The sequence below is a fragment of the Ignavibacteria bacterium genome (assembly GCA_041649015.1).
Classification (GTDB): Bacteria; Bacteroidota; Ignavibacteria; order Tepidaquicellales; family Tepidaquicellaceae; genus CAIKZJ01.
This window is the reverse complement of record JBAZNU010000004.1, coordinates 292,573-308,478: the sequence shown is the minus strand read 5'-3', so window position 1 is coordinate 308,478 and position 15,906 is coordinate 292,573. Positions and strand designations below refer to the sequence as shown.

At 35.4% G+C, this 15,906-nt stretch carries 14 protein-coding genes and 1 tRNA gene; 2 read left to right on the top strand and 13 right to left on the bottom strand.

The genetic code is table 11. The features are described 5' to 3' along the window. Positions 1 to 17: 17 nt before the first annotated feature. The 13 genes from WC644_09090 to WC644_09030 all read right to left on the bottom strand — a co-directional run bounded on the left by WC644_09090 (position 18) and on the right by WC644_09030 (position 11,567). On the bottom strand, positions 18 to 671 hold the full coding sequence (locus WC644_09090) for a protein-L-isoaspartate(D-aspartate) O-methyltransferase (protein MFA5012090.1): 654 nt from the start codon (positions 669 to 671) through the stop codon (positions 18 to 20). A gap of 4 nt (positions 672 to 675) precedes the next feature. Then, positions 676 to 1,509: a diadenylate cyclase CdaA gene (cdaA, locus tag WC644_09085; GenBank protein MFA5012089.1), complete on the bottom strand. Its 834-nt coding sequence runs from the start codon at positions 1,507 to 1,509 to the stop codon at positions 676 to 678. Between the two features lie 89 nt (positions 1,510 to 1,598). Continuing rightward, the gene (locus tag WC644_09080; protein ID MFA5012088.1) at positions 1,599 to 3,659 is read right to left on the bottom strand and encodes an oligopeptide transporter, OPT family; all 2,061 of its coding nucleotides are present in this window, start codon (positions 3,657 to 3,659) and stop codon (positions 1,599 to 1,601) included. A gap of 153 nt (positions 3,660 to 3,812) precedes the next feature. Beyond that, on the bottom strand, positions 3,813 to 4,538 hold the full coding sequence (locus tag WC644_09075; GenBank protein MFA5012087.1) for a 7-carboxy-7-deazaguanine synthase QueE: 726 nt from the start codon (positions 4,536 to 4,538) through the stop codon (positions 3,813 to 3,815). 1 nt (position 4,539) lies between these two features. After that, positions 4,540 to 5,352 carry a DUF3108 domain-containing protein gene (locus WC644_09070; GenBank protein ID MFA5012086.1) on the bottom strand — a complete coding sequence of 271 codons (813 nt, stop codon included), beginning with the start codon at positions 5,350 to 5,352 and terminating at the stop codon, positions 4,540 to 4,542. A gap of 59 nt (positions 5,353 to 5,411) precedes the next feature. Next, on the bottom strand, positions 5,412 to 6,386 hold the full coding sequence (locus WC644_09065; protein MFA5012085.1) for a glycosyltransferase family 9 protein: 975 nt from the start codon (positions 6,384 to 6,386) through the stop codon (positions 5,412 to 5,414). A 36-nt stretch (positions 6,387 to 6,422) separates the two neighbouring features. Continuing rightward, a complete protein-coding gene (locus WC644_09060) occupies positions 6,423 to 6,923 on the bottom strand; it encodes a hypothetical protein (protein MFA5012084.1) in 501 nt (166 codons plus the stop codon). A 32-nt stretch (positions 6,924 to 6,955) separates the two neighbouring features. Then, positions 6,956 to 7,516 carry a hypothetical protein gene (locus WC644_09055; protein MFA5012083.1) on the bottom strand — a complete coding sequence of 187 codons (561 nt, stop codon included), beginning with the start codon at positions 7,514 to 7,516 and terminating at the stop codon, positions 6,956 to 6,958. Between the two features lie 11 nt (positions 7,517 to 7,527). Further along, entirely contained in the window at positions 7,528 to 8,292 is a 765-nt protein-coding gene (locus tag WC644_09050) for a superoxide dismutase (protein MFA5012082.1), read from the bottom strand. Between the two features lie 19 nt (positions 8,293 to 8,311). Then, positions 8,312 to 8,677: an iron-sulfur cluster insertion protein ErpA gene (gene erpA, locus WC644_09045; protein ID MFA5012081.1), complete on the bottom strand. Its 366-nt coding sequence runs from the start codon at positions 8,675 to 8,677 to the stop codon at positions 8,312 to 8,314. A 92-nt stretch (positions 8,678 to 8,769) separates the two neighbouring features. Beyond that, positions 8,770 to 9,897, bottom strand: a complete 1,128-nt coding sequence (locus tag WC644_09040; protein MFA5012080.1) for a cysteine desulfurase family protein — start codon at positions 9,895 to 9,897, stop codon at positions 8,770 to 8,772. Positions 9,898 to 9,910: 13 nt separating this feature from the next. Beyond that, positions 9,911 to 10,309 carry an Rrf2 family transcriptional regulator gene (locus WC644_09035; protein MFA5012079.1) on the bottom strand — a complete coding sequence of 133 codons (399 nt, stop codon included), beginning with the start codon at positions 10,307 to 10,309 and terminating at the stop codon, positions 9,911 to 9,913. 418 nt (positions 10,310 to 10,727) lie between these two features. Continuing rightward, entirely contained in the window at positions 10,728 to 11,567 is an 840-nt protein-coding gene (locus tag WC644_09030) for a hypothetical protein (protein ID MFA5012078.1), read from the bottom strand. 618 nt (positions 11,568 to 12,185) lie between these two features. On the opposite strand from WC644_09030, the gene WC644_09025 reads away from it, so the two are divergent. Next, positions 12,186 to 12,257: transfer RNA gene (locus tag WC644_09025), tRNA-Glu, on the top strand. Between the two features lie 370 nt (positions 12,258 to 12,627). Further along, positions 12,628 to 15,840 (top strand): PAS domain S-box protein, encoded by a 3,213-nt coding sequence (locus WC644_09020; protein ID MFA5012077.1) that lies wholly within the window; start codon positions 12,628 to 12,630, stop codon positions 15,838 to 15,840. Positions 15,841 to 15,906 lie beyond the last annotated feature (66 nt).

The window sequence follows — 15,906 nt, the reverse complement described above, 5'->3', positions numbered from 1 at the left end:
GATAAATTCTCATTCCTTTACCAACCTTCTTTTCCTATTAATGGCACGAACTTAAAGTATTTATGTTTGAAAATATCAAGGTGTTCGTTCTCTTTATCATCCTTAACACGAATTACCTGCCATATCTCCTGAGTATCCCTGTCACCAATCGGAATTATAAGTCTCCCGCCCACAGCAAGCTGTTTAACGAGTGTATCTGGCAACTCAGGACTTCCTGCAGTAACTACAATACCGTCATAAGGGGCATGCTCACTCCAGCCAAGTGTCCCGTCTGTACACTTTAATCTAACCTTGTATCTGTTATCATGCAGAACTTTTTTTGCTTTTTGATAAAGATGTTCAATCCTTTCAATTGAATAGACCTCAGCTCCGAGTTCGCATAAAATGGCTGCCTGATATCCCGAACCAGTTCCGATTTCGAGAACCTTACTGTCTTTTTTAATGTCAAGAAGTTGAGTCATGAAAGCAACAGTATATGGTTGTGATATTGTCTGATTGTGACTTATTGGTAAAGCGCTGTTGTCATAGGCAAACCTTTTAAGTTCAGGAGTTACAAAATATTCTCTGCGCACTTTCTTAAATGCATTAATAACATTTTCATCTCTAATACCCGATTTTTTCAGTACTTTTATCAGCTCTTCGCGCTTTACGTCATAGTAAGAAAATCCCATTCTATTATTCTGTATCCTTAACTCTATTTGATTTTGTTGACTCAAAAATTGTTTTCAACGAATTAGCTACATTAGTAGTGCCCATAGCTTCTTTAAGTTTTTCCTTAAGTTCTTCTACATCTTTACATAATTGTAGTTTACCGTCTTCAGCAATTGATATCCTTGAAGTTTCTTCAGAAACGATTACTGCCAATGCGTCGGATTGTTCTGATATCCCAAGTCCTGCACGATGCCTTGTTCCTATGCTTCTGTTAAAAGCAAACTGTGTTTCGGACAAAGGCAAAACGCATCTTGCCGCTTCAATCTTATTGTTATTAATTATTACAGCCCCGTCGTGCAATGGTGAACGCGGATAAAAAATAGAGATAAGCAGTTCTTTACTTATTCTAGCTTCAATTCTTTCACCTCGTTCGACATAATTCTGCAAACCCGTAGCTCTTGTGACTACAATCAAAGCTCCCCAATTGTTACGCTGAATTTCACGGCAAGCCTCAGCTACCTCTGTAACATTTTCGTTCATGTCGAGACGCATGAAAAGTCTTGCAATTCTTGTTCTTCCGATAATTATCAATATTCTCCTAATTTCGGGTTGGAAAAGAATGATAAGAGCAATAACCCAAATGTCAGTCAATCTGCTTAACAACCAGCTTAGAACCTGCAGGTTCAAAATCTGTGCGAGGAGTGAAACACCTAAAATCAGAAGCAAGGAAATGAATATCTGAAAAGCAATAGTACCGCGCATAAGCTTATAAAGCTTAAAGAAAATGTATGTCACTATAATAAGGTCAATGACATCGACTAACCTGACGGGTACAAAACCGATTTTGAACAACTCCATTTATTAATTTAGTTAAATTCAGTAACTAATAAAATGTCAATAAAAAAGGGGATATAAATCCCCTTTAAATTAAAATATAAAGTTACAAATTACATCCCTGAGCTTGGAGGAGCCGGTTCATCGGCTTTACCCGCATTTCTTAAAGGTATATAAATTAGAATTAATCCTATTATTGCAAGAATAACAAATCCAATTAATAAAGGCGGTTCTGCAAATATCTGAGGAATTTTCATCTCGGCAATCTTAAACGGAGCAAATCCGAGTCCGGTCAAAGCTTCACCTGCAATGAAACCGGATGCGAGCAGAATACCTACATTTTCAATTCTAACTTTCTGAGCTTCGTTTAATTTTCTCTTTTTGACCATGATATCAAGAATTCCTTTAATAATACCGCCAATAAAAATTGCAAAGGTTGTTTCAAGCGGTAGGTACATTCCAACTGAAACGAGCATCGGGCTTTTCACCTGCATCATAATGAATGCAATTCCCATTAACAGACCAACTATGATTAATGACCATGCCATTTTTCCACCAACAATACCCTGCGAAAGCATAGCCATCAGACCAGCCTGTGGAGCTGAAAGATTCTTGCTTCCAAAACCACCCTGATAGTTTTGCTGAATACCCTGTGCAATATCAGCCTGATTCAAAAGATTTAAAACATAGAACATTACAAGACCTGAAACAACAACACCAATGATATCACCAACCTGCATTTTCCATGGAGTACCGCCGAGAATATGTCCTGCTTTTAAATCCTGAAGCATCTCACCTGCTACTGCTGCTGCAACACAAACGATTGCTGCTACACCAAGAACTGCCGCAACGCCCCCGTGCTGTGCATCAACACCAATAACAACGAGTATCAAAGCTGTTGTAACAAGAGCAGTTAAGGTCAAACCGCTTATAGGATTGTTAGATGAACCAATAATACCAACCAGATAACCTGAAATTGCTGCGAAGAAAAACGCTAATATGATCAGGATTGTTGCTGATGCTAAAGCAGGAGCCAACCCAGTACCAAATACAAAATAAGTAATCAGAAATGTTACTACTGCAACAGCAATTATTCCGATTAATACATAAGAGAAAGGTAAATCTTTTTCAGTTCTCTCAATGTTATGATGTGTACCGGCAGCAGCTTTCTTGACATCACCTACAGAACGTTTCAAGCCCGCAAACAGAGACTTACGCATATTGAATAAAGTATATAATGCGCCCATAAGCATTCCGCCAATTGCGATAGGTCTTACGATATATCTCCAGACCTGATTAATCTGGAAACCCTGATTGGAAAGAGTTTCAGCACTCTTGCCCGACATAGCAGCCCACTCATTAATAAAATTGATATCGCTAATATACGGATAAATGAAATAATAAATTATAGGTGTTAAAAGACCCCAAGCGAGAAGACCACCGCTAAAGTTTAGAGACGCATATTTAGGTCCTATAATATAACCGACACCCATGTATGCAGGACTAATACCCGGAGAACTAACAAGCATTCCACCCTGAGCGTTTATGTTTGTACCAGGGATTTTTACTTTATCGAAGAAGGCGTAGAATTTTTCCCAACTTGCAGCAAAGAAATTGATTTGCCCAAGGAACTGAATAACAGCACCGAGTCCCATCGCACTAAAGAGGAATTTGGAACCACCACCGCCGCCTTGTCCAGATTTATGGATTTCAGCAGCTGCTGTAGATTCAGGAAATAACAAATCCCTGTCTTCAACCATAACCCTTCTTAATAGAGCAACGAACATAATACCAAGAATACCACCGGCTATTAAGATTACAGTTGCCGTAGCATAATTTGCACCTGAGATATTCATTGGGTCCCAAATACCCGCTATAAAGAATGCCGGCAATGTGAAGATAGCACCTGCAGCAACAGACTCTCCGATAGAACCAACAGTTCTAACGAAGTTTTCTTCGAGTATATTACCCTTAAAAACTTTTAAAATTGCCATTCCAAGCACAGCAGCGGGATAAGTAGCGGCTATAGTCATACCCGCTTTTAATCCTAAATATGCGTTAGCTGCACCAAGAACGACTGCCAATATCAAACCGATAATTAATCCGCGAATTGTGAACTCAGCAAGATTTGTCTCGGCAGATATAAACGGAACAAATTTCTTTTGTTCTGACATAATTCTTTAATTTAAGTTAAAAGTATAATTTTATATAATTTTGACTATATTGTATGAAAATATTATGTAAGTTATACAATTAAAATTTAAGTTTCAATTCTACAAATTCTAACTTGAGGATAGGAATTATTACGTTGTTTAATAAAAATTTATTTATATACCTCTTTTACTGCCCCAGATAAGAATATGCAGACGTTCAGTATAATTGAAATGATATTTCTTGCAAATCTCGGCAAGTTCTTTTCTTTTAAGTGAAATATCAAGGTCTGTTAATCCCTCCGGCATAAGGTAAACATCTTTATTAACGAAACCAATTTCCTTCTGAAGCAAAAGAATCTCTTCAATGTCATTTATACTGCAATATACAAACTTCCATTGAATTTCTTTATTACGGTTAATAGTAATATCCTGATATACTTTCAGAACATCAAGATTAATTCTGTTCTGTTTGTGCATCTTTTCATGTTTAGTATCGAATGGAATTGAGGATTTCAGTTTAGGACTCACACTGATTAAATCAATGTATTCCAAAAATTGACCAGTGCGAGTACCGTTTGTTTCAAGTGTTACATATGCATCCAAGACTTTAAGTTTAGAGCACAAATCAGCAAGCTCATCGTGTTGAAGAGCCGGTTCTCCGCCGGTTATAACTACGTCGACAGCACCGCTGTTTTTATATTCACTAATAATGTCATCAACGCTGAATTCACCGATATTATGTTCATCTTCAGGATTCCAGCTTGTGTAGGGAGTATCGCACAAATTTCCACCGGAGAACTTACATCTAAGATTACAACCATTAGTTCTAATGAAAAAAGAAGGGACGCCGATACGCTTCCCTTCTCCTTGCACTGAATAGAATAACTCTGAAATCTTCATGTTATTTCTTTGAATCTAACGGACCAGACAGATTCTTGTAAGAAATCAATTCAGCTTTAACAGAGCCTACTATGATATCAAGTTTTACCATGACTGGAATCTTTCTGTCATCTCTTGAAATCCAAACAGCAATATTTTCGGCTTTCTTTATGAGAGCACCTTCTTCGGCAACGGGCTGCACGATAACGCATCTGAAATCACCAGCCGGAACATCGACATCTTCTTTATCAAGAACTTTCACTTTAAGGTCATAGTTTTTATCGTCGTAGAAACTATTCAGAGTAATAATCTCGCCGTTGTTCATGTTCTGAACATTCATAGTTCTCGCATAATAGAAGGCACTGATAATATCGAGTGAATAAGGTTTAATATCAAACTCGCCGTCGGGTTCCTTCTTACCCTTAGTAATGTTTGTAGTTCTTGCTTTATTATTCACGTTATCGAAGATAACCGTAAAATCTTTTGAGTAATCGCCTTCTCTTATGTACTGTTCAAACTTCCAAGGGAATAGACCTTCGGCATCAAGATAGCACTTGTACTTATCCTGAAGTTTATACACCCATTCAAAACTTGAAGCTGAATTTAGAGTAGCAGTAATATCGTAACAATTTCTGCCATTCATAACAACAAAGTTAGGCGCTATTTCAAAGACTACGTACCCGGCAGTCAGGAATCCATAACTGATTTCAAATTCAAGTCTCTCTCCAAGTCCAAAAGCATTATGGCTTACTTTTCTGTATTCCTTTTCCTGTGCATTAACAAAGTTTAATGACAGAACTAATAAAATAATAACTCCTGCGATAATGTTTTTCATAATATTATTATGTTTACTTAATATTGTAACCTAAAATTTAATAAAATGTTTCAAATAAATCATATTCTTAAAAGCTCATCAACAGCCTCAGCTGCCCGTGTGTCATTAATTGTACTCATATCGTCTCCTTTTTCCGGACTTATGATTACAGCCTGATTAGATAATGGTTTCCATCTAATTGCGTTCATTGGAGCAGAATTCGGATAGAAACCAATTATTTTTCTATTTAATGCTCCTGCAATGTGAATAGGTCCTGTAGAGTTTGAAACAAATAACTCACATCTATCGATAAGTATCATCATTTCCCTCAAGTCTAACATTCCAGTTAAATTAATAATATCGCCGCCTAACTTCAGGGGGAATAATGACGTTACATTACTTTCCCGATCTAAACCTGTAACTAAAATCTTAAAGAATGGATATGTCGTTTTTATGTATTCAGCTAATTTAATGAGTTTGTATACGGGTAAATCGACTGCCGACCCTTTGCTGCCAGGATGAATGATAATGTATTTAGAATCTAAGTTAAAATGTATGTTCAGTTTATTTTTAAAGTAGTTGTATTCAGAATCAGTATAACTTAAATGGAATATTTTTTCTAAGGATATTTCTTTTTTCAGAAAACTTAATAAGTTAAGATTGTATTCGGACTCATGTTTAACAGCATACTTTCTGTGTTCTTTTATTCTCTCGTTAAACAAGAAAGAATAGAATCTGTAAGCGGTACCAACTCGTGTCTGAATTCCCGCACGGAATGAAGCGACTGCAATATCTTTTCTCGGGAATACGTTGATTATTGTATCAAAATCATTTGATTTGAAAAAGTCGAGAAGATTATCAGAAACATCTTCATAATAGAAGATATTGTCAACACCTTCGTATCCGTTCAGAAGGTTTCCGAGTTTATTACTAATGAAAAGCGAAATTTCAGACGAGGGAGAAAGTCTTTTAATTTCAGGAATCATAGGAAGCGTGAGAATCACATCTCCAATCTTATCAGTACGGCTTAAAAGAATATGTTTTAATGCTCCCAAGCAATAATCTTCTGAGATTAAAATTCCAGTATAATGCTACTTCTTTTCCTTGTACGACAAAACTATATCTGTTGAGTTTGATTCTGAATTAAAACTCATCATTAATTCTACATCTCTTTCAGCTTTACTCCATTTGAGCATCCCGCCTTTTTCATTAATCAAATCTTCCATCCCCGGTTCCGATTTAAAGCCATTTTTCTTCAACTCTTCTTTATAGAAGGATGCGATATCCAAAACTTTTGCATTTGAGGAAAAAGTTACTGTTGTACCTTCAGTCTGGTTAACGATAGAGCCAACGCAGTTTGAATTAGGGGGTTGAGGAACATCTTTGGGAAAATCCTTCGGAAGTCCTACCTGGAGACCGAGTTCATTACCGGTTGTGCTAACTTCTTTGTTGTCCTGTGAGTTCAGCTTTGCAGAATCAGTACTGACTTCTGTTTTACCTGAAGAATTTTGTTCCGGTTTTTGTTCATTCTTTCCGCAGCTATAAAGAACAAACATTAAAAGAATAAGAACATGTAAAATTGTATACTTCATTTTTTATAATATGCGAATTATGATTATTAAAATCAGTTGTTACAAACAATAGCTTCGAATCTGCCAGCAATCCAGCTTTTCTTCTCGTCTTTAAAACACATAGCAATTCTACCTTTTACTACGTCATCATTCATCTCTGTGATTAATAAAGATGCATTCCAGCTTGCGTTGATTTTCCTCATATCATCATTTTCGGTGACATGAAAATCAGCTGAATACCCTTCTAAACTTTTGACGAAAGAATCCTTAACAAACTCACCGACTTTGAACTCCGAGCCAATTTTAGTCAATTGATAACCGTTATAATTTTCTATAAAGCCGCATTTATTTTTAGGAGCTTTATCACTAAAAGCCAGGACGTTATCGTTTGAGCCTCTCCATTTTTCGAAGACTATATAAACCGGATTAAAATCCTTGCCTTCAATTTTACCTTTAAGAGGGGCATCGGGTATATCTTTAACAGAAATCGATTCTTTCCAGACAAACTCACCGGATGATGAGTTTTGCTGATTAGTGCTTTCCTCTTTTTTATTGCAAGAGGAAAGCAAAATCAGACTTAATAGAAATATTGTTACTTTAATGTATCTTTGCAATTCTAAATAATTTATTTACAGAACTTTGTAAATCTATCATTTATTCTTGACCAGTGCAAGTTATTAATGAAGTTATCAATATACTTGACTCTTCCCGGACCGTCCTTGTGGTAATAGGCATGTTCGAAAACGTCGCACGCAATAAGAGGAACACCGCCCCAGATAGCGCCGTAGTGATGCTCATCGACAAGAACATTTAAAAGCCTACCGCTGTAAAGTCTATCATATACAAGTACGCCCCAGCCAGAGAGTTTAGCAGCTGTTGCAGTTGCTTTGAAATCTTCTTTCCATTTATCGATGCTGCCGAATTCTTTAACGATTGCGTCATAGATATCTTTACCCTTTGATGCATCACCGTCACCACCGAGTACTTCCCAATAAACATCGTGAAGCACAGTACCGCCGTGGTTCCAAGTCATTCTTCTTTTGAGTTCACCGACCAAAGAGTAATTGCCGTTGGCTTTTGCTCTATCCGCGGATTCAAGTTCTTTTTCGATGTTGTTAAGAAATGTAACATAACCCTTGTGGTGAGTGTTGTAATGCCAATCGCTAGTTTCGGGTGATACAACATCTTTCAAGAGTGTTTTAGCCTCCTCGTCAGAGTAAGGTCTTGCATTGAATTTCCATTCGTATGCCATTTTTGAAATATCTCCTTTCAAATTTATATTGTTTTTATTGTTATTATTATTTAATAAGAAACCCGGTAAAAATGATAGTGAAAGAGCACCTAAAGATGAATTGTAAATAAATTTTCTTCTTGAAATATCTTTTCTCATAAATTGTCTTTTGGTTAAATTATACTCCGAAAGAGCTGCCGCAGCCGCATGTTTTTTTTGCGTTAGGATTATTGAAAACGAAACCCTTACCAGACAGACCATCGGTATAATCCACTTCAGTACCTGTTAAATAAAGGAAACTTTTCATATCGATAAATACCTGAATACCATCTTTTTCTATGATTGTATCGGTTGGTTTAGATTCACCGTCGAAGCCGAGTGAATAAGAGAATCCTGAACAGCCGCCTCCTTTGACGCCGATTCTAAGTCCAAAATTTTCGGGAACATTATTTTCTTTCATTATTCTTTTAACTTCGCTGATAGCTTTATCCGTTATGTTTACGTCTTCCGTAACACCCGGAATGAATTTTGTTTCTTCTGACATATCTTTTTAGTTTATAATTGTTAGTTTATAGTTTATGATTTATAGTTTATAATTATTTGTCATGCAGACAATAAACTTATTGTTTATAGCATTTATTTCAATCTTAGTTTATTGACGGATTCTATTACTTTTTCTATAACATACATAATTTCTTCATTTGTGGTTTTTCTTCCCAAACTAAACCTAATCGCAGACTTAATCAACGAATCAGTTTTACCTATTGCCTTTAACACATAAGAAGGTCCTAAAGTTGCGGAACTGCAAGCGCTGCCTGTTGATAAAGCGATATTTTTTAAATTGCTTATCACGACTGATGAATCAACGCCCTCGAAGCTAATGTTTACGTTATTCGGCAAACGTTTTTCTCTGCTTCCGTTTAAGAATGAACAAGGAATTCTGTTTAAAAGATTCTGCATTAGAATATCACGCTGAACAATTTCCTTTTGAAAATCATCAAACATTCTCACTGATGATATTTCAGCGGCTTTACCGAAACCGACAATTCCCGGTACGTTTAAAGTTCCGCTTCTAAGTCCTCTTTCATGACCCCCTCCGTTTAACTGTGTTGAGATTTTATCAGCTGAAGTATTTCTAACATACAAAGCACCGACACCTTTAGGACCGTACATTTTATGAGCGCTGATGCTCATCAAATCAATTTTATATTCATTAACATCGACAGGCAATTTACCGAATGCCTGAACAGCGTCAGTATGGAATAATACGTTTTGAATCCGGCATATCTGAGCAATCTCAGGAACCGGCTGAATAGTACCGATTTCATTATTAGCGGTCATTATTGAAACAAGAACAGTATTTTCATCGATGTTTTCTTCAACATCTTTAGGAACAATTAATCCATAACTATCCGGCTTTACATACCTGATTTCCACACCCGACTTTTCGAGAGCCTTTACTGTATCGAGGACTGAGGTATGCTCTATTTCACTTGTTACGATATTAATGCCTTCTTTATAATTATTCTCAACGACACCTTTGATTGCTAAGTTATTTGATTCAGTAGCTCCGCTTGTGAAAATGATTTCATCAGGATTACAATTAACCAAAGCACTAATTTGTTTACGAGCGTATTCAACGGCAACGTTAGCTTCGTTTCCAAAGTGATGCCTCGATGAAGGATTACCGAACTTCCCGCTGAAATACGGTAACATAGCATCCAATACTTCCTTATCAACCGGAGTTGTTGAATTATAATCCATGAATATAAATTTCTCAGACAAAATCGGACACCATTTTTGTTCTTAAAAGATTTTCAAATTCAGACTGCATCTTGCTCAAAGGGATTTTGATAGAGCAGTTATTGCTTACATCACAGTTAGACACATCATCATGCATACACTCAACAATGTTTGTATTGGATTCAATTAAACCGAACAGTTCCATTAACGGAATATCCGAAAGTTTTCGTGACAACTTATAACCCCCATTTACTCCCTGAACAGACTCAAGAATACCTTCCTTTTTCAGTTTTTGTAGGATTTTAGCGAGTAAATCGTGAGGAATACTATATTTCTCGGAAATATCACGTACTTTCGTCACATCGCTTTGCGATTGCGAAAGGTGGTTCAATGCAATTAACGAATATTCTAGTTTTTTTGAAAATTTTACCATTTATTTAATAAAGACATTAAAATAGGACTATTATAGTCGTATTTAATAACAACGGATTTTGAAAATAAATTCCACACAATTTATAAAGAAAAATAAAAGATTAAGATTCCCCGCTATAAGCACGGAGATTCTTAAGACATACATTATTTCATATCGAACTTTTTATGTTTTAAACACTTTAATTTCACTGCGGGGAGCAATGAATTGATCCGTTAGCTATCAAATTATGTTTGCGAGTGAATTAATTAAATAAATAACGTTGCGAAGAAGTTATTTTTAAACAAAGTCCCCGAGAAATCAGTATAAATGCCTGCCATTGTCTTTGTGATTTTCTGTGCAACCAAGCCTTGGGATTGTAACAAGCTGGTTACTTACGAATCATATTCAGTTTGGGAGATTATTAAGCGGAAAATTATATTCAGACGATTACAGTTTGGGAATCGGGATTTTCCCGAGCTTTTTCTTTTTTAATTTGCTTCTTTGTTTTAATGCTTTTTATTCTTGCATGCTCATTCACGTCTGCTTCATGAAGGTCCATGCCTTTAAGTATGAAACCTCCGGCGTTTGCGCATAAGATTGGGGAATTGACTTCGTACGAAACGATTGAAAAGAATATCATTGCTTTATTAAAGTCATCAAAAACTTTTTTACACTGAGAGTTAAAATTAAATGAGAATGTATTTCCTTTATCACTGAATGTGATGGATTTCCCGGACTTCTTAAGAATTATAAATTTATGATTATGTTTAATCTTATTAAAACTTTTTTCAAGCGGGTGCGAAAGATGAATCATGAGAAAGAATTCGCAATGCGGATTAATTTTTTTAAGCAGAATGTCTTTTACATCGAATTCAATTGTAAGGGTTTCCGAATCAATTACAATATTTGACACAAAGATACTACATCCCATTACGGGTGTTAGCATAGTATCGGTTGTGAGAAAATTAGTAGCAGCATAAGGATAGTTTACGGCGATAATTCTTTGAAAAGGTTCATTATCAAACTTTTCTGAAAAACTAAAATGAACCCCATAATAATTATTCCATAAATCTTTCAATTTGTTTATTTGGCATACTGCAGAAGCAAACCTTGACAGTATTCCCATACGTGTCATAGTAGCAGATTCGGGTTCTGTTTTCTCCTTTTTCCTTTTCCGGGGTACAGATGCAGCAATTGTTTTCCCCTTTCTTATCTTAAAAACACTCGAACCCATTTTGCCCTGAAGTGCTCCTAAATGATTGTCCCTTACTTTTGCCATGTGGTAAAAGTAAACAATTAAAACAAAAAATGAAGCACATTTAATTAAGGCTTAATATCCGATTTACCAGTGTTGCCCAAGGGCTTAATGAGGGCTAAATAGGATCTTAGGTTGAGTTTAGATGAAAGTTAGAAGGTAATTAGGAGATTAATAGGTTTTTGTTAGGAAATAGATAGGCTTCTAATAGGTAACCTATATTTAAGTTATTGTTTTTACAAAATAATATCTTATTTCAATTATCAGCTAATTTTTAAATTTCGGACTCAAAAACGGCATATTTTCGAAGTCTTTAGGTAATATCAGCTCAATCGGTAACGTAAAACAATATCCTAATTGATTCAATTATAATAGAAATATTATACAAAAAAGTCAAGATAAAAACAGAGAATGTCGAATATTTTTTTGAATGAATATTCATTATGAAAAAATTAGTATTTTGTTAAAGACCGAAACATATCAACAGATAAGGACACAAAAAGAGATTAATTCTTATTTTAGGAATCTGATGAAGTTACAGAGACGTACCGGAGAGAACTGAGAATTTTTAGAAAAGGTTATTTAATTTCGCTCTTGAAATAAATTCATTAAATTAGTATCTTTATTGTTTATGTAAAATCCGCTCCCATCGTCTAGGGGTTAGGACACCACTCTTTCACAGTGAAAACACGAGTTCGATTCTCGTTGGGAGCGCAAAGCAGAAGCCCTGCAAGATAATTACTTGCAGGGCTTTTTTATTAGGTGTGAAAACATCCCGTGAGAAAGGTATTTCTCATTGGGAGCAAGAAGCAGAAGCCATGCAGGATAATTACATGCAGGGCTTTTTTATTTTAGAACAATTAGGCTTTGATTTTTAATATTATTTGAAATCCTCAGTAAAATAGAATATGAGAAAATTTAATTTAATTGAATCACTTACTGACACAAAAAAAGGGATTAATGCACAATAAAAAATCCCTTTAATAATTAAGAAATATTTAGTATTGTACATATATCTCCATAAAGTTGTAATTTTAGTAATTTAAATTAACAAGCCTTTTTTAATTTTACATTAAAAATTGACATGGCTAAGACAAAAGATACTATCAAACAAGCAAATCAAGGTACAAAGGCATCGGGAAGCAGAAATAAATCAAAATCCATTCTTAATTATCAACATATACTGAATAATTTCGAGAGCGGATATGCTTATCAAAAAATAATAGTTGACAGTAGAGGCAAACCGATAGATTTTGAGTATATAGAGGTAAATCCGGCATTCGAAAGTTTGATGGGTCTTAAGGCAAAGGATATTTTGGGAAAAAGGGTTACGGAAGTGATACCTGATTTCAAACTGAAGAAAAAAGACTGGATTGAATATTACGGAGAAGTAGCATTAAATGGAAAGAATAAGTCGATAGATTTTTATTCAAAAACCAGAAATAAATGGCTGCATATAAGGTCTCACAGTCCTACCAAAGGATACTTTATAACAGAAGTACATGATATTACAAAACGTAAAGAAGCGGAAATGCTGATAGAAAAATCAAATCAGCAGCTTAATGAGATTGTTGAAAGTATTTCTGATGCATTTGTAACACTGGATAAAAACTGGTGTTATACATACATGAACAAACGCGCTGGTGAAATCTTTGCAAGAGATCCGAAGAAAATAATCGGGAAGCACATTTGGACAGAATTTCCTGAAGGAGTTGGGCAGCTATTTCACCAGGCTTACGAAAAAGCTTTTAGAGAGCAAACATTTGTAAAACTGGAAGAATATTATCCACCATACGATAAATGGTTTGAGAACAGAATATATCCCACGAAAGAGGGCTTATCAATATTTTTTCACGACATTACCGAGCGTAAAAAAGCACTGCATGAATTAGAAAAAGTAAACAGAACATACGTTGTTATAAGTCAAATAAATCAATTGATAGTAAGGGAAAGCGACATTAATGAAATATTCAGGAAAACGTGTAAGATTGCGATTGAACACGGTAAGTTTAGAATGGCCTGGATTGGAATAGTAGATGAAAACACTCGAATAGTGAATCCAAAGTTTTGGGACGGACACGAGGATGGATATCTTTCGAGTATTATGAAGATAGCATTAGATAATGAATTAGTCGGAACAGGACCAACAGCTGCTGCAATAAACAAAGGCAGTCACTATTTTTGCAATGATATAGCAAACGACCCGATAATTGAACCATGGAGGGAGGAGGCATTGAAACGGGGTTACCGTTCATCGATAGCATTACCACTTAAATTACATGACAAAATAATTGGTTCGTTTAATTTATATTCAGAAAATCCAAATTTCTTCAACGAGAACGAAATAAGTCTGCTGCTTGAAGTTGCTGACAACATATCTTATGCAATCGAAAATATAGAAAACGCCGGAATAAAGAAAAAAGCAGAAGATGATTTGAAGGAAAGTGAAAGATTATTAATATCTATTGTGGATAATATTCCTAACATGATATTTTTAAAAGATGCCAAGGAGCTGCGATTTTTCAGATTAAACAAAGCTGGAGAAAGGCTTTTAGGATATACAAGGCAAGAATTAGAGGGAAAGAATGATTATGACTTTTTCCCAAAAGAACAGGCTGATAAATTTACCTCAAAAGACAAGGAGGTAATTGAATCCGGTAAACCCATGAACATACCACAGGAAAAGATAAACACAAAATCGGGAACAAAGATATTACACACTCAAAAGATTGCAATCAACGACATACATGGAAATCCACTTTATCTTCTTGGGATTTCGGAAGATATTACTGAAAGGATTGAAGCAGAACAAAAAATTATAGAGAGCGAGCATTATTACAGGACAATATTTGAAACGACAGGAAATGCTACGGCAATAATAAATGAAGACACGACATATTCACAGGTTAATTCAAAGTTCGTAGAGATCTCGGGATTTAAGAAAGAAGAAATTGAGGGTAAAATGCACTGGGAGAAATTTGTACATAAAGATGATATTGAATTAATGAAAGAGAAGCATAGATTGAGGAGAACTGACCCATCAAAAGCGGAAAGGAATTATGAATTTAGGTTCGTGGATAAAACGGGGAATATTAGAAACGTGCTGATAACGATTGATATGATACCAGGAACAAAGAAAAGTGTCGCTTCATTACTTGATATTACAGAAAGAAAATTAGCTGAAAAGAAAGTTCAGGAATCGGAAAAAAGGTACAGAATGCTGTTTGAGTACAATCCCGTTCCGATGCTGATTTACGAACGAGTTACTCTACAGCTGATAGCAGTGAATGAAGCATTTCTCAAACATTACGGATACAATAAAGAGCAGATTACTGAGATGATATTACCAGACCTTTATCCCGATGAGCAGCAAGTTCCTATAACAGATCTTGCAATGAATTTAAAGGGTCACAATTATGCGGGTGAATGGAAGCACAAGAAAGCAGACGGTACGTTAATCGATATTTTTGCGACTTCACATGACATAATCTTCAAAGGAAAAGATTGCCGGATAGCCGTCGTAAATGATATAACAGAACGAAAAGCGATGGAAAACATGATAAGGAGAATAAATGAAGAGCTTGAAGTACGGGTTACAGAGAGGACATTCCAACTTGAAGAATCGAACAAAGAATTGGAGGCTTTTTCATATTCGGTATCGCACGACCTTCGTGCACCTTTAAGAGCGATATCCGGGTTTTCGAAATTACTGAAGGAAGATTATTATGAGAAACTTGATGATGAAGGAAAAGATTACCTGGAAGATATAATGAAGAATTCAGAAAGAATGGCAATACTGATAGATGATCTGCTTGAACTTTCAAGATACGGCAGAAAGAAGATGGACATGTATGAGATTAAAATGAAAGAGCTATTTAAGAGTATTATTAATGAGCAAAAAGAATATGCTGAGAATAAGAATACAGTTTTTAATATTAAAGAAATACCAAATATAAAGGGTGATTATTCACTAATTAAGCAGGTTGTAATAAACCTGATTTCAAACGCTATAAAATATTCATCGAAGACACCGAAACCAGTTATAGAAGTTGGATCAACGGATAAGGAGACAGAAGTAGTTTACTATGTAAAGGACAATGGTGTTGGTTTTGACATGAAATATGTACATAAACTATTTGGAGTATTTCAAAGGCTGCACAGTGTTGAGGAGTATGAGGGAACAGGCGTAGGATTAGCGATTATACAGAGAATTATTGCTAAACATAACGGTAAAGCATGGGCAGAAAGCAATCCGGGGAAAGAAACGGTGTTTTATTTCTCATTGCCAAAGATATAGAGTAAATATAATGTAAAATTATTATATTAAACATAAAATTGATTATCTAGAATTTAAAATTTTATA

Coding starts and splice junctions, on each gene's coding strand:
- WC644_09090 (MFA5012090.1), bottom strand. CDS start 671: ATGGGATTTTCTTACTATGACGTAAAGCGCGAAGAGCTGATAAAAGTA.
- cdaA (MFA5012089.1), bottom strand. CDS start 1,509: ATGGAGTTGTTCAAAATCGGTTTTGTACCCGTCAGGTTAGTCGATGTC.
- WC644_09080 (MFA5012088.1), bottom strand. CDS start 3,659: ATGTCAGAACAAAAGAAATTTGTTCCGTTTATATCTGCCGAGACAAAT.
- WC644_09075 (MFA5012087.1), bottom strand. CDS start 4,538: ATGAAGATTTCAGAGTTATTCTATTCAGTGCAAGGAGAAGGGAAGCGT.
- WC644_09070 (MFA5012086.1), bottom strand. CDS start 5,352: ATGAAAAACATTATCGCAGGAGTTATTATTTTATTAGTTCTGTCATTA.
- WC644_09060 (MFA5012084.1), bottom strand. CDS start 6,923: ATGAAGTATACAATTTTACATGTTCTTATTCTTTTAATGTTTGTTCTT.
- WC644_09050 (MFA5012082.1), bottom strand. CDS start 8,292: ATGAGAAAAGATATTTCAAGAAGAAAATTTATTTACAATTCATCTTTA.
- erpA (MFA5012081.1), bottom strand. CDS start 8,677: ATGTCAGAAGAAACAAAATTCATTCCGGGTGTTACGGAAGACGTAAAC.
- WC644_09040 (MFA5012080.1), bottom strand. CDS start 9,897: ATGGATTATAATTCAACAACTCCGGTTGATAAGGAAGTATTGGATGCT.
- WC644_09035 (MFA5012079.1), bottom strand. CDS start 10,309: ATGGTAAAATTTTCAAAAAAACTAGAATATTCGTTAATTGCATTGAAC.
- WC644_09030 (MFA5012078.1), bottom strand. CDS start 11,567: ATGGCAAAAGTAAGGGACAATCATTTAGGAGCACTTCAGGGCAAAATG.
- WC644_09020 (MFA5012077.1), top strand. CDS start 12,628: ATGGCTAAGACAAAAGATACTATCAAACAAGCAAATCAAGGTACAAAG.